General features: G+C 74.5%; 16 protein-coding genes. 5 read left to right on the top strand and 11 right to left on the bottom strand.

Annotated elements, in window-relative coordinates; genetic code table 11:
- Positions 1-54 precede the first annotated feature (54 nt).
- Entirely contained in the window at positions 55-636 is a 582-nt protein-coding gene (fxsA, locus tag ACWH4W_RS26530) for an FxsA family membrane protein (protein WP_473078363.1), read from the top strand.
- Positions 637-739: 103 nt separating this feature from the next.
- Here the strand turns inward: fxsA and ACWH4W_RS26525 are convergent, their stop codons facing one another.
- The 4 genes from ACWH4W_RS26525 to yczE all read right to left on the bottom strand — a co-directional run bounded on the left by ACWH4W_RS26525 (position 740) and on the right by yczE (position 4,222).
- Positions 740-1,114: an RNA polymerase-binding protein RbpA gene (locus tag ACWH4W_RS26525; protein WP_003977404.1), complete on the bottom strand. Its 375-nt coding sequence runs from the start codon at positions 1,112-1,114 to the stop codon at positions 740-742.
- A 279-nt stretch (positions 1,115-1,393) separates the two neighbouring features.
- Positions 1,394-2,740, bottom strand: coding sequence for an MFS transporter (locus ACWH4W_RS26520; protein WP_473078362.1), 1,347 nt, complete (start codon positions 2,738-2,740; stop codon positions 1,394-1,396).
- A 52-nt stretch (positions 2,741-2,792) separates the two neighbouring features.
- Positions 2,793-3,560 carry a glycerophosphodiester phosphodiesterase family protein gene (locus ACWH4W_RS26515; protein ID WP_473078361.1) on the bottom strand — a complete coding sequence of 256 codons (768 nt, stop codon included), beginning with the start codon at positions 3,558-3,560 and terminating at the stop codon, positions 2,793-2,795.
- Entirely contained in the window at positions 3,557-4,222 is a 666-nt protein-coding gene (yczE, locus tag ACWH4W_RS26510) for a membrane protein YczE (RefSeq protein ID WP_473078360.1), read from the bottom strand. The genes ACWH4W_RS26515 and yczE overlap by 4 nt, the downstream gene beginning before the upstream one ends.
- A gap of 99 nt (positions 4,223-4,321) precedes the next feature.
- Here yczE and ACWH4W_RS26505 point away from each other — a divergent pair, with 99 nt between their 5' ends.
- Complete coding sequence (locus ACWH4W_RS26505) at positions 4,322-5,821, top strand: SCO1417 family PLP biosynthesis transcription factor (protein WP_473078359.1); 1,500 nt, start codon at positions 4,322-4,324, stop codon at positions 5,819-5,821.
- A 297-nt stretch (positions 5,822-6,118) separates the two neighbouring features.
- Here ACWH4W_RS26505 and ACWH4W_RS26500 read toward each other — a convergent pair whose 3' ends face one another.
- On the bottom strand, positions 6,119-7,831 hold the full coding sequence (locus ACWH4W_RS26500; protein WP_473078358.1) for a P-loop NTPase family protein: 1,713 nt from the start codon (positions 7,829-7,831) through the stop codon (positions 6,119-6,121).
- Between the two features lie 49 nt (positions 7,832-7,880).
- The gene (locus ACWH4W_RS26495) at positions 7,881-8,075 is read right to left on the bottom strand and encodes a hypothetical protein (protein ID WP_006136669.1); all 195 of its coding nucleotides are present in this window, start codon (positions 8,073-8,075) and stop codon (positions 7,881-7,883) included.
- A 258-nt stretch (positions 8,076-8,333) separates the two neighbouring features.
- Between ACWH4W_RS26495 and ACWH4W_RS26490 the strand changes: the two genes are divergently transcribed.
- Together ACWH4W_RS26490 and ACWH4W_RS26485 are read left to right on the top strand one after the other, a co-directional pair.
- The gene (locus ACWH4W_RS26490) at positions 8,334-8,726 is read left to right on the top strand and encodes an ankyrin repeat domain-containing protein (protein ID WP_473078357.1); all 393 of its coding nucleotides are present in this window, start codon (positions 8,334-8,336) and stop codon (positions 8,724-8,726) included.
- Between the two features lie 300 nt (positions 8,727-9,026).
- The gene (locus ACWH4W_RS26485) at positions 9,027-10,445 is read left to right on the top strand and encodes a HEAT repeat domain-containing protein (protein WP_473078356.1); all 1,419 of its coding nucleotides are present in this window, start codon (positions 9,027-9,029) and stop codon (positions 10,443-10,445) included.
- Positions 10,446-10,520: 75 nt separating this feature from the next.
- On the opposite strand, the gene ACWH4W_RS26480 is transcribed toward ACWH4W_RS26485, so the two are convergent.
- From ACWH4W_RS26480 to ACWH4W_RS26460, 5 genes are read right to left on the bottom strand one after another with little or no spacing between them, the layout of a single operon-like run.
- Complete coding sequence (locus tag ACWH4W_RS26480; RefSeq protein WP_473078355.1) at positions 10,521-11,399, bottom strand: 5-oxoprolinase subunit C family protein; 879 nt, start codon at positions 11,397-11,399, stop codon at positions 10,521-10,523.
- Complete coding sequence (locus tag ACWH4W_RS26475; RefSeq protein WP_473078354.1) at positions 11,396-12,025, bottom strand: 5-oxoprolinase subunit B family protein; 630 nt, start codon at positions 12,023-12,025, stop codon at positions 11,396-11,398. Before ACWH4W_RS26475 ends, ACWH4W_RS26480 begins: the two co-directional genes overlap by 4 nt.
- Positions 12,022-12,780, bottom strand: a complete 759-nt coding sequence (locus ACWH4W_RS26470) for a LamB/YcsF family protein (RefSeq protein ID WP_473078353.1) — start codon at positions 12,778-12,780, stop codon at positions 12,022-12,024. Before ACWH4W_RS26470 ends, ACWH4W_RS26475 begins: the two co-directional genes overlap by 4 nt.
- Before the next feature lie 55 nt (positions 12,781-12,835).
- On the bottom strand, positions 12,836-13,642 hold the full coding sequence (locus ACWH4W_RS26465; RefSeq protein ID WP_473079267.1) for a putative hydro-lyase: 807 nt from the start codon (positions 13,640-13,642) through the stop codon (positions 12,836-12,838).
- Between the two features lie 47 nt (positions 13,643-13,689).
- Positions 13,690-15,012 (bottom strand): MFS transporter, encoded by a 1,323-nt coding sequence (locus ACWH4W_RS26460; protein WP_473078352.1) that lies wholly within the window; start codon positions 15,010-15,012, stop codon positions 13,690-13,692.
- A 132-nt stretch (positions 15,013-15,144) separates the two neighbouring features.
- On the opposite strand from ACWH4W_RS26460, the gene ACWH4W_RS26455 reads away from it, so the two are divergent.
- Entirely contained in the window at positions 15,145-15,840 is a 696-nt protein-coding gene (locus tag ACWH4W_RS26455; protein ID WP_473078351.1) for a GntR family transcriptional regulator, read from the top strand.
- Positions 15,841-15,869 lie beyond the last annotated feature (29 nt).

Raw genomic sequence — 15,869 nt, 5'->3', positions numbered from 1 at the left:
GCGGGGCGGGCCCCGCTTATCCCGTGCTGAGCCCGGCCCAGGCACACTGGGGGTATGACGACTGGTGCTCAGAGCCCGTACTCCGCCCGGCCCCGGCGCTCCCGGCTGCGCACACTGCTGCCGTTGAGCGTCGCCGCATGGCTCGTGCTGGAGATCTGGCTGCTGACCCTGGTCGCCGGGGCGTCGAGCGGCCTGGTGGTGTTCCTGATCCTGGTGGCCGGCATCGTCCTGGGCTCGTACGTGATCAAGCGGGCGGGCCGCCGTGCCTTCAAGAACCTCGCCGAGACCGTGCAACAGCAGCAGACCGGCGCCCCCGTGCCCCCTGGGCCCCGGCCCAACAGCGAGGGCAACGGGCTGACGATGCTGGGCGGCCTGCTGATCGTCCTCCCCGGCCTGATCTCCGACGCGCTCGGCCTGCTCCTGCTGGTGCCGCCGGTCCAGAAGGCCGTGAGCCGCTACGCGGAGCGCGCCTTCGAGCGCAAGCTCCGCGAGGCCGCCGCGCAGAGTCCGCTGGGGGACGCCTTCACCCGGGCCCGTGTGCACCGCCCGGACGGCAGGGTGGTCCAGGGCGAGGTCATCCGGGACGAGCCCGGAGGCGCCCCCGAGGACGCCCCGCGGCCCCCGCTGACGAAGTAAGGACGCCCGGCCGCGGCCGGGCACGCGGACAGGACCGAGGGCGCCGTACACGTACGGCGCCCTCGGTCCTGTCGCTGTGCGTCCGGGCGGGCTCCCGCCGGGATCAGGCCGACTTGCGGCTGTCCCGCGGATGCACCGCGATGTTCATCGCACCGGACCGCAGAACGGCGAGACGCTCCTCGAGGACCTCTTCGAGCTCCTCTCGGGTGCGCCGCTCCATCAGCATGTCCCAATGCGTACGCGCCGGCTTGGCCTTCTTCTCCTCCGGGCCGTCACCGTCCACCAGGAGTGCCTGGGCACCGCAGACCTTGCACTCCCACTCCGGCGGGATCTCCGCCTCGACCGAGAAGGGCATCTCGAAGCGGTGCCCCTTCTCGCATGCGTACTCCACGGCCTGGCGCGGGGCCAGGTCGATGCCGCGGTCCGTCTCGTAGCTGGTCACCACGAGGCGCGTGCCGCGAAGAGCTCGCTCACTCATGAATCGTGCCTCCCGGGCTTGTCGCCCACAGGACAGGTGTCGCTGTCGTCGTCATCCGGTCAACGTCCGGTCGGCGGTAAAGATTCCCGTTCGGAGTCCCGTTCCGGGTCATGTGTCACCGTCGTGGCCGCAGCCTTTGTCAACCAGTGCAGTACCCACCGACGCCCGGTTTGTCACACCCGGTCACAGATGTGACACAGCGGTTCGGCATCTTTGACGCGCAGTAACGGTACGCCTGGCAGGCCAAACGCGTACACTACCGCCCTTTTGCGCCGAGCGCTAAATCCGCTGGGGCACCGGGTTGCCCGCGTCGGCGATCGCCCGCCGTACGGGTACCCGCGCGAGCAGGACGAACCCCAGCACGAAGAAGCCCACCAGGGAGATGATCGCGTCCCGGTAGCTGCCCGTGAGCTGGTACGTCAGACCGAACAGCAGCGGCCCGAGCCAGCTCAGCCCCCGGTCGCTGATCTCGTACGCCGAGAAGTACTCGGCCTCCTTGCCCGGCGGGACCAGATGGGAGAAGAGGGAGCGCGACAGGGCCTGGCTGCCGCCGAGGACCAGACCGATCCCGGCGGCCAGCACGAAGAACCACCCGGGCGCGCCGGCCGGCAGGAAGTACCCGGCGGCCAGCGTCAGCGTCCAGGCGACCAGCGAACCGAGGATGGTGCGCTTCGCCCCGTACCGCCGGGCGAGCACGCCCAGCAGCAGCGCGCCCGCCACCGCCAGCACCTGGACCAGCAGCACGGCCACGATCAGCGTCGACTGCCCGAGCCCCAGCTCCTTCGAGCCGTACACCGAGGCCTGGGAGATCACCGTCTGGATGCCGTCGTTGTAGACCAGGTACGCCAGCAGGAAGGCGAGGGTCAGCGGGTGCCGGCGCATGTCGCGGATCGTCGCCGCGAGCTGCCGGAACCCGGGCAGGGCCGCCTCCCGGGCGGGGGCACGGCGGTCCCGCAGCCGGCGCAGCGGGATCACGGCGAACGCGCCCCACCACAGCCCGGCCGACGCCAGGCAGATGCGCACCGCCATGCCCTCGGACACCCCGAAGCCGTCGTGCCCCGTGTAGAGGACGAGGTTCGCCACGAGCACCAGCGCGCCGGCCGCGTAGCCGAAGGCCCAGCCGCGCGAGGAGACGGCGTCCCGCTCCTCCGGCGGCGCGATCTGCGGCAGGTAGGAGTTGTAGAGCATCATCGCGACCGACTGCGCGGCGTTCGCCACCACCAGCAGCAGACCGCCCAGCAGATAGCGGTCGCCGTCGAGGAAGAACATCCCGGCGGTCGCCGCGGCACCGGTGTAGGCGGCCGCGGCGAGCAGCGGCTTCTTGCGCCCGGTGCGGTCGGCCGCGGCCCCCACCAGCGGCATCACCAGCACCGCCACGATCACCGACAGGGACACCGCGTACGCGAAGAAGGAGCCCGCCCGCACGGGTATGCCCAGGGGGTGCACGAACCCGTCCGCGTCCGCCGCCGCCTCGGCGACCGAGGTCAGGTAGGGGCCGAGGAACACGGTGACGACGCTCGTGGAGTAGACGGAGCAGGCCCAGTCGTAGAAGTACCAGCCGCGCTGCTCGCGTCGCCGCCCGGCGCTGTCGTCCGCCGCCGGTGACCGCACGGTGTCGGTGTCCACCCGTGCCCTCGCTTCCCCGTGTGCGCGCCGAGGCGCCGGGGCGCGGGGGGTCTCAGACCCAGGTGCCGCGGTCCTCCATGACCTCGCGCAGTGTGCCGATGTGATCGGTCATGATGCCATCCACCCCGAGGTCCAGGAGCCGGTGCATGCGTTGCGGTTCGTTCACGGTCCACACGTGGACCTGGAGGCCGCGCGCGTGGGCCGCCCGTACGAAGCGCTCGTCGACCACGCGGACGCCCGACTGCTCCTCCGGCACCTGGGCGGCGACCGCCGACCGCCGCAGCGGGACCGGCAGCCCCCAGGAGCGCAGCCGCAGGTTCACCACGCCCCGGGTGCCGAACGACGTGGCGAGGCGCGGCCCGGCCAGCCGCTGGGCGCGCACCACGCGCGCCTCCGAGAACGACCCGACGCAGATCCGGTCCCAGGCCCCGGCGCGCTCGATCAGGTCCACCAAGGGGCGCAGCGCCGGTTCGGCCTTCACGTCCACGTTCCAGCGGACGTCGGGGAAGGTCTCCAGCAGCTCCTCGAACAGGGGGACCGGCTCCCGCCCGGCCACCCGCGCCCGCGCCACCTCCGCCCAGGGCAGGTCGGCGATCCGGCCCGCTCCGTCCGTCACCCGGTCCAGGGTGGCGTCGTGGAAGGCGACGAGCCGGCCGTCGCGCGTGACGTGGACGTCGGTCTCGATGTACCGGTAGCCCGCCTCGACGGCGCTCCGGAACTGCCGGACGGTGTTCTCCAGACCGTCCGCGGCCCCGCCCCGGTGGGCGAAGGCGAGCGGTCCGGGATGGTCGAGGTAGGGGTGGCGTATCCGCGGCGTCACGACCGCAGTATCGCCCGCCGGGGGGTCCGCCCCGCGACGACGGTGCTGCCCTCGTCCGGTGCGGGCACCGCGAAGACGCGCAGGAACAGCTGGGCGAGCGGGCCGATGGCCACCGCGTACAGCAGGGTGCCGACGCCGGCCGTGCCGCCCAGCGCGAAGCCGGTGACCACCACCGTGATCTCGATGGCCGTGCGGACCAGACGCACCGACACCCCCGTGCGCTGGTGCAGCCCCGTCATCAGCCCGTCGCGCGGGCCCGGCCCGAACCGGGCCGCGATGTACAGCCCGGTCGCCGCGCCGTTCAGCACGATCCCCGCCGCCATCAGCGCCACCCGTACGGCGACGGCGCGTGCGTCCGGCACCACGGCCAGCGTCGCGTCCATCGCCGCGCCGATCACCAGCACGTTGGAGACCGTGCCGAGCCCCGGCCGCTGCCGCAGCGGGATCCACAGCAGCAGGACCGCCGCGCCCACGGCGGTCAGCACCACGCCCATGGACAGCCCGGTGCGCTCGGACAGGCCCTGGTGCAGGACGTTCCACGGCTCCAGGCCGAGCCCGGACCGCACCAGCAGCGCCGAACTGGCCCCGTACAGGGCCAGACCCGCGTAGAGCTGGAACAGCCGTCGCGCGAGACGGCGCTCGCGGAGCGCGTTTCTGGCCAAGAGCTGCCCCCTGTGGTGGAAGTGGACCGACGCGTGCCACCCTGGAGCCTGACTGGTCATGCCCTCCATGGCCAATCCGGGGAAGGTGGACTGATTTGTATGGCGCAGTGGACGTCCGCGGTGGGGGCCGCCCAGCTGGCCCGGCTGCTCGGCTCCCAGCAGGACCGCCCGGCGGGGCCCGGCACCCGGCGTCCGCCCGCCTACCGCGCCCTCGCCGACGGCATCCGCCTGCTGGTGCTGGAAGGGCGCGTGGCGGTCGCCGCGCGGCTGCCCGCCGAGCGGGAACTCGCCCTCGCCCTGTCGGTGAGCCGCACCACCGTGGCCGCCGCCTACGAGGCGCTGCGCGGTGAGGGCTTCCTCGAGTCGCGGCGCGGCGCCGGAAGCTGGACCGCCGTCCCGGCCGGCAACCCGGTCCCGGCACGCGGTCTGGAGCCGCTGCCGCCCGAGGCGCTCGGCTCCATGATCGACCTGGGCTGCGCCGCGCTGCCCGCCCCCGAGCCGTGGCTCACCCGCGCCGTCCAGGGCGCACTGGAGGAGCTGCCGCCGTACGCGCACACCCACGGCGACTATCCGGCGGGGCTGCCCGCCCTGCGCGCGATGATCGCCGACCGCTACACCCGGCGGGGCATCGCCACCATGCCCGAGCAGATCATGGTCACCACCGGCGCGATGGGCGCCATCGACGCCATCTGCCACCTCTTCGGCGGCCGCGGCGAGCGGATCGCCGTGGAGTCCCCCTCCTACGCCAACATCCTCCAGCTGATGCGCGAGGCCGGCGCGCGGCTCGTCCCCGTCGCCATGGCCGAAGGGCTGACCGGCTGGGACCTGGACCGCTGGCGCCAGGTGCTGCGCGAGGCAGCCCCGCGCATCGCCTATGTCGTCGCCGACTTCCACAACCCGACCGGGGCGCTCGCCGACGAGGACCAGCGGCGCCGGCTGGTCGACGCGGCCCGCTCGGCGGGCACCGTGCTCGTCGCCGACGAGACGATGAGCGAGCTGTGGTTCGACGAGGACGTGGAGATGCCGCGCCCGGTGTGCGCCTTCGACCCCGCCGGGTCGACGGTCATCACGGTGGGCTCGGCGAGCAAGGCGTTCTGGGCCGGCATGCGCATCGGCTGGGTGCGCGCCGCCCCCGACGTCATCCGCAGTCTTGTCGCCGCCCGCGCCTACGCCGACCTCGGCACGCCGGTGCTCGAACAGCTCGCCGTGAACTGGCTGTTCGGCACGGGCGGCTGGGAGGAGGCGGTCGAGCTGCGCCGCGCCCAGGCCCGGCGGAACCGTGACGAACTGGTGAGCGCGGTCCGGCGCGAGCTGCCCGGCTGGGAGTTCGAGGTCCCCCGCGGCGGCCTCACCCTGTGGGTCCGCACGGGCGGCCTCTCGGGCTCCCGCCTGGCCGAGGCGGGGGAGCGGGTGGGCGTGCGCGTCCCGTCCGGACCGCGCTTCGGGGTGGACGGCGCGTTCGAGGGCTATGTCCGGCTGCCGTTCACGGTGGGCGGCGCCGTCGCCGAGGAAGCGGCGGTCCGCCTGGCGGCGGCGGCCCGCATCGTCGAGACGGGCGGGACGTCGGGCGGCGAGCCACCCCGCACATTCGTGGCGTAGCCCCTCCGGGACGCGGGCGACGACGCCCCTCGGGGGCGCGGGGGACCGCGCGGCCGACCACGTCCGGGCCGCGCCCGGCGTTGCACCGTGTCCGTCAGGGCGCTGAAGCGAGGCCCGCTGGAAGGCGCCTCCCCCGGAGGGGGCGCGCCCCCGGCGCCCGCCCGTGCCGCCCTGCGGCACGACTGCCCGCGGACGGCGGGGCGGGTGACGCCCCTCGGGGGCGCGGGGAACCGCGCGGCCGACCACGTCCGGGCCGCGCCCGGCGCTCCACCGCGCCCGGCACCGCCTCGCCCGCCCTCACGAGGAGGATTCCGCCACCGGGGCCGTGGGGGCGGGCGCCGGCTCCGACGCCTCCGCGTCCGCCGCCAGCGCAGCCGCCGCCGCGACCTTCTCCGTGGCCGCCTTGTCCAGCCGCACCGCCTCCGGCACCGGTCCCTGCTCCGTCGGCGCGGACTCCAGGCGCTCCGGCTCCTCGTCCGCCGGGGTCGTGCGGGGCGGGAGCAGGTCGAGGACGGCCTGGCGGTGGGCCTCGCTGGTCGCGTCGTCGTAGGGGTCCGGGGTCGCCGGGACCTGGAGGCGGTGGACCGGGCCCGTGCCGAGGCGGGCGTAGCCGCGTCCGGGCGGCGCCTGGTCGACCGGCGTGGTGTGCGGGGGCGCGCCCAGCACGGTCTCGAGCTGGGCGGCCGTGGCGGGGCCGAGCACGACGCGCGCGCGGGTGTGCTGCCGCACCGGGCCGGTCAGGGCGTCGAGGCCGTCGAACTGTTCCGCGACCACCACCGTGACGTTCGCCGCGCGGCCGTGCCGCAGCGGGGCCTGGAGCAGGGACTGCGGGTCGGTGCTGTCCTCCGCCGCGGCCAGGTGGGTGAAGACGCTCGGCCGGTCCAGCAGCAGCCACAGGGGGCGCCGGGTGTCCGCCGGCGGCGGGTCGCCCGCCTGGTGCGCCTCGCTGGCCGCGGCCAGCCGGCGCTCGGTCTCGTGGGCCGCCCACTCCAGGCTGGTCAGCGCCCCCGACAGGGCGCACTCGACGGCGAGCACGCCGTCCCGGCCGGTGAGGCAGGCGTACTCGCCGGTCCCCCCGCCGTCCACGATCACCACGTCGCCGTGGTGCAGCGCCTGGAGGGCGATGGAGCGCAGCAGGGTCGAGGTGCCGCTGCCCGGCTGGCCGACCGCGAGCAGGTGCGGCTCGGTGGAGCGGACGCCGGTGCGCCACACGACCGGCGGGACGTCGGTCCGCTCCTCGCCGTGCGCGCCGTGGGTGAGCGGCAGCGTCCGCTGCACGCGCGTGGGGTCGGTGAAGCCGAGCACCGTCTCGCCGGGGGCCGTGACGAAGGGCTGCGCGGCGATGTCGGTGGGCAGCGGGGCGAGGACGCGGACGGTGAGCAGGTTGGCCTCCTCGTCCCACACGAAGTGGTACTCCCGGCCGCGTCCGCACTTGGCGCCGAGCAGGTGCTCGATCCGCGCGCGGGACTCCGGCTCGGCGTCCGTGAAGTAGGCCGGGTAGGCGATCACCAGGTGCGCGAGGCGGCCGTCGCCGTCGAACTCGTACTCGGAGAAGACCTTCCCCCAGTCGCCGCCGCGGGCGTACAGCGGCTCGGGGTCGTCACTCGCCGAGAAGTACGGCACCAGGGCCTCGTACAGCGACTTCAGGCGCTGCGACTGGCCGGGGGCGGGTCCGGCCGGCGTCACGGGCGCGCGGTCCCGCCCGTGCCAGGCCGCCGCCGCCATCAGGGCGACGACGGCGAGCAGCGGGCCGTACGGCGCGAGCGCCACGGCCAGCAGCACCGCCGCCAGGCCGAAGAGCAGCGTGCCGCGCCGCTCCTTGGGCGTGTCGGCCCACCTGCGCCGTCCGGCCGAGGCCATCCGGCGCAGCCCGCGCGTGATGGTGATCAGCGGGTGGAGGACGTCCGTGGCGCTGTCGGCCGCCGTCCTGGCCAGCTCCCGGCCCCGGGCGAGCTGGGCGCCGCCGTTGCTGAGGACGCGGGGAAGGGGACGAAGGGGACGCCGGGCCACTGCTGTCTCCAGAGGGTGCGTACGGGCGGGCGGGGCGTGGCGGGGCGGGTCAGAACTTGAACCCGCCCAGGAGGCCGGCGAGGCTCTCGCCGCCCGCCTTGATGCTCGGCGCGATGGCCGTGCTGGCCAGATAGAAGCCGAACAGCATCGCCACCAGTGCGTGCGACAGCTTCAGTCCGTCCTTGCGGAAGAAGATGAAGACGACGATGCCGAGCAGCACCACGCATGAGATCGAGATGATCATGTGAGTTCTCCTGGTTCGCGGGGACAGTCGCCATGAGTACTTACCTGATCACAGGATGTGTCTATACGATAAAAGGTGCAACTGGGTGGATATCCGCCCCCATGCCCGGCGGAGTCCGCGCTGATCATTACCTCGGGCGCGTCAGGTCATGTGCCGCCCGAGCCAGTACCCTGGCGATTCACCCGTACGGCTGCCCCACGTGCAGACGTACGCCCTGTTCCCGATGCGTGCACCCGTGCAGTGAGAGGCGGTCCGGCGATGAGTGAAGCCCCCGACCCCGAGGTCGTGGAGCTGGCGACCAAGATCTTCGATCTGGCCCGGCGCGGCCGCACCGAGGAGCTCGTGGCCTACGTCGACGCGGGCGTCCCCGCCGACCTCACCAACGACCGCGGCGACTCCCTCGTGATGCTCGCCGCCTACCACGGCCACGCCGAGGCGGTGCGCGCCCTGCTGGCCCGTGGCGCCGACGCCGACCGCGTCAACGACCGCGGCCAGACGCCACTCGCGGGAGCGGTCTTCAAGGGGGAGACCGACGTCGTCAAGGCCCTCCTGGAAGGCGGCGCCGACCCCTCCGCGGGCACCCCGTCGGCCGTCGACACGGCCCGCATGTTCGCCCGCACGGAACTGCTCGAGCTCTTCGGCGAGGGCTGAGCGACTCCGCTCCGACCAGCGACGACACGGAAAACGGGGGAGGCGGTACAGGGCCGCCGAAATACGGTCGCGGCAGATGTGACCGCCGGGTCATCATGACGACGTGATTCACGGACGCGATGGCCGGGCAGGTGTTGCCGCACCACGCGGGCCGTGACGCGGCCCGCACGGGCCACCGACGAGAGGCAGAGAGAGATGGTCTACAGCGAGCAGGAAACGGCGGGCGCCCCGACGTGTTGTCACGCGGCCAGGTGACCCACACTCCCGGTTGCGTCGACGCTTGATGTGAGGCTGTTTCCCATGTTCGATCCGGTCATAGCGCCCAGCGGTACGCTGCTCGGCCTGCTCCAGCGGGGCCGCGGCGACGGCACACTGCACGCGCTCACCGCCCCGCGCTCCGAGGCGCTCGCGGCGCTGAACCACTGCGTGCTGCGCGACCCGCGCCACGACTGGCAGGTGGAGAACCGCTCCCTCTACTACGCCCGCCTCTACCTCGACCTGCACGGCGGACTCGACGCCGTCGAGGCCCACCTCTTCGGTCCCGAGGACGTCCTCGACACCGACGAGTCACGCACCGGACTCGCCCTCGCCGTCCTCGGCCACCTCGCGTCCTACGGCCGGCAGGACGCCCTGCACCTGCTGCGCAGGTACGCCGCCCAGGGCGCCAACTGGGCCTGGGCCCTCGACGAACTGGCCCTCCGCGACGACGACGCGGGCCTGCGGTCCCTCGCCGGCCCGGTGCTCGCGCGCTTCTCCACCGATCCCCAGGGCGAGGCCGAACTGGCCGCGACCGTGCGGGACGCCTTCGAACCACGTCCCTGGCGCCTGTGGGCCGACGACCCGCGCCCGGCCGTCGCCACGCGCGTACGGGCCGCCCAGGAGGCCGGCTCCTTCGACCGCTGGCAACGGCAGATGCGGCCCGCCGGGCCGCGCCCCGGCTGGAGCGTCCAGGCCGTGTTCGACTGGGCCCAGCAGGGTCTGGACCGTGGTGCCGCCCTGCACGTGCCGGCCGCCCGCTGCCTGTCCGCCGTGGCGGGGCCCGAGGACCGGCCGGAGATCGTCCGGGCCGCCCAGGACGGCACCGACGGAGCCCGGTGCACGGCGTTGCGCTATCTCGCCGACACCGAGGACCCCGGCGCCCTCGACCTGATCGAGGGCGCCGCGGCCGACGGCTCGACGGCCGTCGTGGACGCCGCCGTCGACGCCTTCGAACGCATGCGCAGTACGGCCGCCGTCGACCGGGCGCGCGGCTGGGCCCGCCGGCCCGACGCGCTGGGCGAGGCCGCCGCACGCGTGCTCGCCTGCCGGGGCGGGGCGCGCGACCGCGACCTGGTCCTCGCCGCGCTCCGCGAGGCCGTACGGGGCGAGGGCCCCGACGCGAGGACCCTGTGGACCCTCGTCGACGGCGCCGGCCGCCTCGGCATCGCCTGCGCCGCACCCGTACTGCGGCACGTCTACCGCGAGACCGCCTCCTCCCATCTCCGCGGCCGCGCCGCCCGCGCCCTCGCCGCCACCGACCCGTCCTTCCCCGCCGGCTTCGCCGTCGAATGTCTCTGGGACTGCGAGGAGACCACCCGCGAGATCGCCGCCCGCCACGCCGAGACCGGCGACGCCCGCGTGGTCGACCGCCTCCGTCGCCTCGCCGCCGACCCGGCGGAGGAGGCCGAGGTCCAGACGGCGGTCCGCAGCAGGATCGGCCCCGAGGAAACGGCCGTGTGACCCGGGGCTCCGCTCCTCGACCGCCGGACGGGCCGGCATCGGCCCGCCGACGGTCGAGGAGGGCCCACAGACGCCTCAGCACCCCCCGCGCGCCCGCGCGGCGACGAACCGCACCGGCGTCCCCGGCCGAGCCTGCGCCGCCGCGGACAGATCCGCCGCGCGCACCACGGCGATGACCGGATAGCCGCCGGTCGTGGGGTGATCGGCGAGAAAAATCACCGGCGTCCCCGCAGGCGGCACCTGGACCGCCCCCAGGACCATCCCCTCGCTGGGCAGCTCGTCGCACCGCGCGCGCTCCAGCACCGGCCCCGTCGTCCGCAGCCCGATGCGATTGCTCGCCGACGAGACGAAGAACGTGCCGGACAGGAAGCGCCGCAGCGCCTCAGCGGTGAACCAGTCGTCGCGTGGCCCCGGCGTCACGCGCAGGACGAGTTCGGCGGGCGGCGCCGCCTGCGGCGCCACGTCCACGCGCGCGTGGAGGTCCGTCGGCGCGCCGAGCGGCAGCACCGCCCCGTCCGTCAGCGGCGCCGGACCGAGGCCGGACAGCAGGTCCGTGGAGCGGCTGCCCAGCACCGGCTCCACGGCGACCCCGCCGGAGACGGCGACGTAGGCGCGGACGCCGAGGACCGCCGGCCCGACGTCCAGCACGGCCCCGGCGCGCACCCGTACCGGCGCGCCCCAGGCGGCGGGGCGTCCGTCCACCCTGACCCGGCAGGGCGCCCCGGTGACCGCCACCGTGACGGTGGAGCGGGGCCGCAGGGAGCAGCCGTCGAGGGTGGTCTCCAGGACGGCCGCGTCCGGGCCGTTGCCCACCAGGCGGTTGGCGAGCGCGGCGGCCGGACCGTCCAGCGCGCCGGAACGGGGGACACCGAGGTGGGCGTGGCCGGGGCGGCCGCGGTCCTGAACGGTCGTCAGGGCCCCCGCCCGTACGACGCAGAGCGCGCGGTCCGTCATGCCGCCGGCCCCGTCGAGGTCACCGGGACGAACCGCACGCGCGTGCCGGGGGAGAGCAGTGCCGCGGGTTCCCGGGTGTGGTCCCACAGCACCAGGTCGGTGGTGCCGATGAGCTGCCAGCCGCCGGGGGAGGAGCGCGGGTAGACGCCCGTGTACGGCCCGGCGAGGGCCACCGAGCCCGCCGGGACGGACGTGCGCGGAGCGGACCTGCGGGGAACCTCGTAGCGGGCGGGCAGACCGGTGAGGTAGCCGAAACCGGGGGCGAACCCGCAGAACGCGACGCGGTACTCGGCGCCCGCGTGCAGGCGGGCCGCCTCCGCCGGCGTGACGCCCCAGTGCCCGGCCACGTCCGCCAGGTCCGGGCCGTCGTAGCGCACCGGGATCTCGACCGTCCCGGCCGGGCGGGGCGGGGCGGGCGGCACCGGGTGCGAGGTCAGTTCGGCGGCCAGGCGGGCAGGATCGGGCAGGCCGTCGAGCAGCACCGTGCGCGCCGCCGGGACGATCTCACGGGCCGTCAGCCTCCCCTCCGCGCGGCGGCGCAGCAGCTCCGCCAGGAGCGCCTGCGCCTCCTCGCCCGAGGCGACCTCGACGAGCAGCGCGTCCTCGCCGACGGGCAGCGTCCTCATGCGAACGCCTCCACCCGGACCCCGGACGCCTCCAGGGCGCCCCGCACCCGTCGCGCCAGGTCCACCGCGCCCGGCGTGTCGCCGTGCAGGCACAGGGAACGGGCCTTCACCTGGATCCGCCGCCCCGAGAGCGCCACGACCCCCCCGCTCCGGGCCAGGTCCACCGAACGTTCCAGAACGGCCCCCGGATCGGTGACCAGGGCGCCTTCCTCGCCGCGCGGCACCAAGGTGCCCTCGTCGGTGTACGCGCGGTCCGCGAACGCCTCCTCGACCGCCGGCAGCCCCGCCTTGGCGGCCACCTGCAACAGCCGCGAGCCGGGCAGCCCCAGCACGGGCAGCGCGGGGTCGGCGAGGAGCACCCCGTCCACCACCGCGCGGGCCTGCTCCTCGTCGCGCACCACACGGTTGTAGAGCGCGCCGTGCGGCTTGACGTACGCCACCCGGCTCCCCGCCGCGCGGGCGAACACCTCCAGGGCGCCGATCTGGTACGCCACCTCGGCCGCCAGTTCGGCGGGCGGCACGTCCATCGCGCGCCGCCCGAAGCCCGCCAGGTCGCGGTAGGAGACCTGGGCGCCGATCCGCACCCCGCGCGCGGCGGCGAGTTCGCACACCCGGCGCATGGTGGGCGCGTCCCCGGCGTGGAAGCCGCAGGCCACGTTGGCGCTGGTCACCACCGACAGGAGCCGCTCGTCGTCGGTGAGCCGCCAGTGGCCGAAGCCCTCGCCGAGATCGGCGTTCAGATCGATCGAGGTCATGAATCCTTCGTTCCTTCGTGCTGGTGAGGGCCGGCGGATGCCGTGCGGGCGCCGGTCAGACCACGCGGAACTGCTCGTCCCGCGCGTCGCCCACGAACATCCGGCCCGGCGCGTGCGTGAGGGCGAACGGCGGCCGGGAGGCCATGACCGCCGCCTGGGGGGTGACCCCGCAGGCCCAGAACACCGGGATGTCGTCCGGTGCGAGGTCCACCCGGTCGCCGAAGTCGGGACGGTCCAGGTCGCCGACGCCCAGCGCGGACGGGTCGCCGCAGTGCACCGGCCCGCCGTGCACGGCGGGCATCAGACTGCTCTCCCGGATGGCGGCGTCGAGGTGTTCCGGCGGCACGGGCCGCATCGACACCACCATCGGACCGCTCAGCCGCCCCGCCGGGCGGCACCGCCACGTCGTCACGTACATCGGGACGTTCCGGCCCTGCTCCAGGTGGCGCAGCGGCACGCCGGCCGCCGCGAGCGCCCACTCGAAGGTGAAGCTGCAGCCGATGAGGAACGACACCAGATCGTCCCGCCAGTACGCCCGCACGTCCGTCGGCTCGTCCACCAGCTCGCCGTGCTCCCACACCCGGTAGCGCGGCAGGTCGGTGCGCAGGTCGGCGTCCGGGGCGAGCACGGTGGTGGCGGAACCGGCGTCGGTGACGTCGAGGACCGGGCACGCGCGCGGGTTGCGCTGGCAGAACAGCAGCATGTCGTACGCCCAGTCGGCGGGCACGGAGACCAGGTTGGCCTGGGTGTACCCGGCGGCCACTCCGGCCGTGGGCATCGCCAGGCCCTCCCGGAAGCGGGCACGGGCCGTCCGCGGGCTCCACGCGCGCGCGGTGTCGCCGGCGAGGTGGTCGGCGAGCATCACAGGGCGCTCGTCCACGGCGGCGCGGACGGTGTCGTCGGCGGCGTTCACTCCAGCTCCTTCCCGCGCGTCTCCGGCAACCCCAGCAGCGCCAGCGCGGCCAGGCCGTAGCCGATCGCGCCGAAGACCAGGGCGCCGCCGACACCCCAGCCGTCGGCGAGGAAGCCGACGGTGGTCGGGAAGACGGCGCCGACGGCGCGGCCGGTGTTGTAGGTGAAGCCCTGTCCGGTGCCGCGAACGGCCGTCGGGTACAGCTCGCTCAGGTAGGAGCCGAAGCCGCTGAAGATGGCCGACATGCAGAACCCGAGCGGGAAGCCGAGGACGAGCACCAGGGTGTTCGCGCCGTCCGGGATGTTCGTGTACGCCACGATGCACACCGCCGACAGCAGGGCGAACAGCCAGATGTTGCGCCGGCGGCCCAGCCGGTCGGTGAGGTGACCGCCCGTCAGGTAGCCGAGGAACGCGCCCGAGATGAGGAACGTGAGGTAGCCGCCGGTGCCCACGACCGACAGGTCGCGCTCGGTCTTGAGGTAGGTCGGCACCCAGGTGGCGAGGGTGTAGTAACCGCCCTGCACGCCGGTGGAGAGCAGGACCGCGAACAGGGTGGTGCGCAGCAGACCGGGAGAGCCCGCGCGGGCCGGCTGGAAGATCGCCGCGAACGATCCCTTGTGCGGGCTGTTCTCCCGGGCGGCGGCCGCCTCCGGCGCGTCCTGCACGCTGCGCCGCACCCACACCACGAGCAGCGCGGGCAGCGCGCCGGTCCAGAACATCACGCGCCAGGCCAGGTCGTCGTCGACCAGGGAGAAGATCGCCGTGTAGACGATCACGGCCAGGGCCCAGCCGACGGCCCAGGAGCTCTGCACCGCGCCGAGGGTGCGGCCCCGGTGCCGGGCGCCGGCGTACTCGGCGACCAGGATCGCGCCGACCGCCCACTCGCCGCCGAAGCCGAGGCCCTGCAGGGCGCGGAAGACCAGCAGCGTCTCGTAGTTGGGAGCGAAGCCGCAGGCCACGGTGAACACCGCGTAGGTGATCACCGTCAGCAGCAGCGCCCTGACCCGGCCGATGCGGTCCGCCAGCACACCCGCGAGGGCGCCGCCGACCGCCGAGACGAGCAGGGTCACGGTCGTCAGCAGACCGGTCTGGCCGCTGTTCAGGCCGAAGTACGCGGACAGCGCCACCATCGTCAGCGGCAGCGTGAAGTAGTCGTACGAGTCCAGGGCGTAGCCGCCGAACGCGCCGCCGAAGGCGCGCCGGCCGCGCGGACCGAGTGCGCGCAGCCAGCCGAACGCCCCGTCCTCGGACGGTGGTTCGGACTTGACGGGGCGTGGGGAGCCGGTGAGGGCGTGCGGCGGGGGAGGGGTCGTGCTCATGGGCACCTCGCAGGAAGGACGGGGGTGCAAGGAAGGAGTGAGCCGTGCCGGTGTCCAGCAAGGTAGAGGATCGTTGAACGATCCTTCAATACCCGTGTTGTCTCGTCCTTCCGCGTGCGTTTGAATTCAGGCATGGCAGAGCAGACGAGCGGACTCGCCGACGACCGCGCCCTGTTGGGTCGCACCAGCACCGCCGAGCGCGTCGCGGACATCCTCAGGAGCCGCATCGCCGAGGGGTTCTTCCCGCCCGGCACCCGGCTGTCGGAGGACAGCATCGGCGGCGCCCTCGGGGTCTCCCGCAACACGCTGCGCGAGGCGTTCCGGCTGCTCACCCACGAACGGCTGCTCGTCCACGAGCTCAACCGGGGCGTGTTCGTCCGGGTGCTGACCGTCGAGGACGTCGAGGACATCTACCGCACCCGCCGGCTCGTCGAGTGCGCCGTCGTCCGCGGGCTGGGCGAGCCGCCCTACGCCCTCGACGGGCTCGCCGGGGCGGTCGCGCAGGGGCAGCGGGCGGCGCGCGAAGGTGACTGGAAAGCGGTGGGCACGGCCAACATCCACTTCCACCAGGAGCTGGTCGCCCTCGCCTCCGGCGAGCGCACCGCCGAGCTGATGCGCAGCGTCTTCGCCGAACTCCGGCTCGCCTTCCACGTGGTGGACGAGCCGCAGCGGCTGCACGAACCGTACATCGCGCGCAATGCCGAGATTCTCCAGGCCCTTCAGGCGGGCGACCGGGACGCGGCCGAACGCCTGCTCGCGGCCTACCTCGACCTGTCGCTGGAACGAGTGGTGGAGGTCTACCGGCGCCGGGTCGGGAACGGGGGGTAGGACCGCGGCGGAACCGGCCGGCGCGGGTG

It is taken from the genome of Streptomyces sp. DSM 120436 (genome assembly GCF_055778765.1).
The sequence above is the reverse complement of the archived record's forward strand: the minus strand, read 5'-3'. Positions and strand labels throughout refer to the sequence as shown.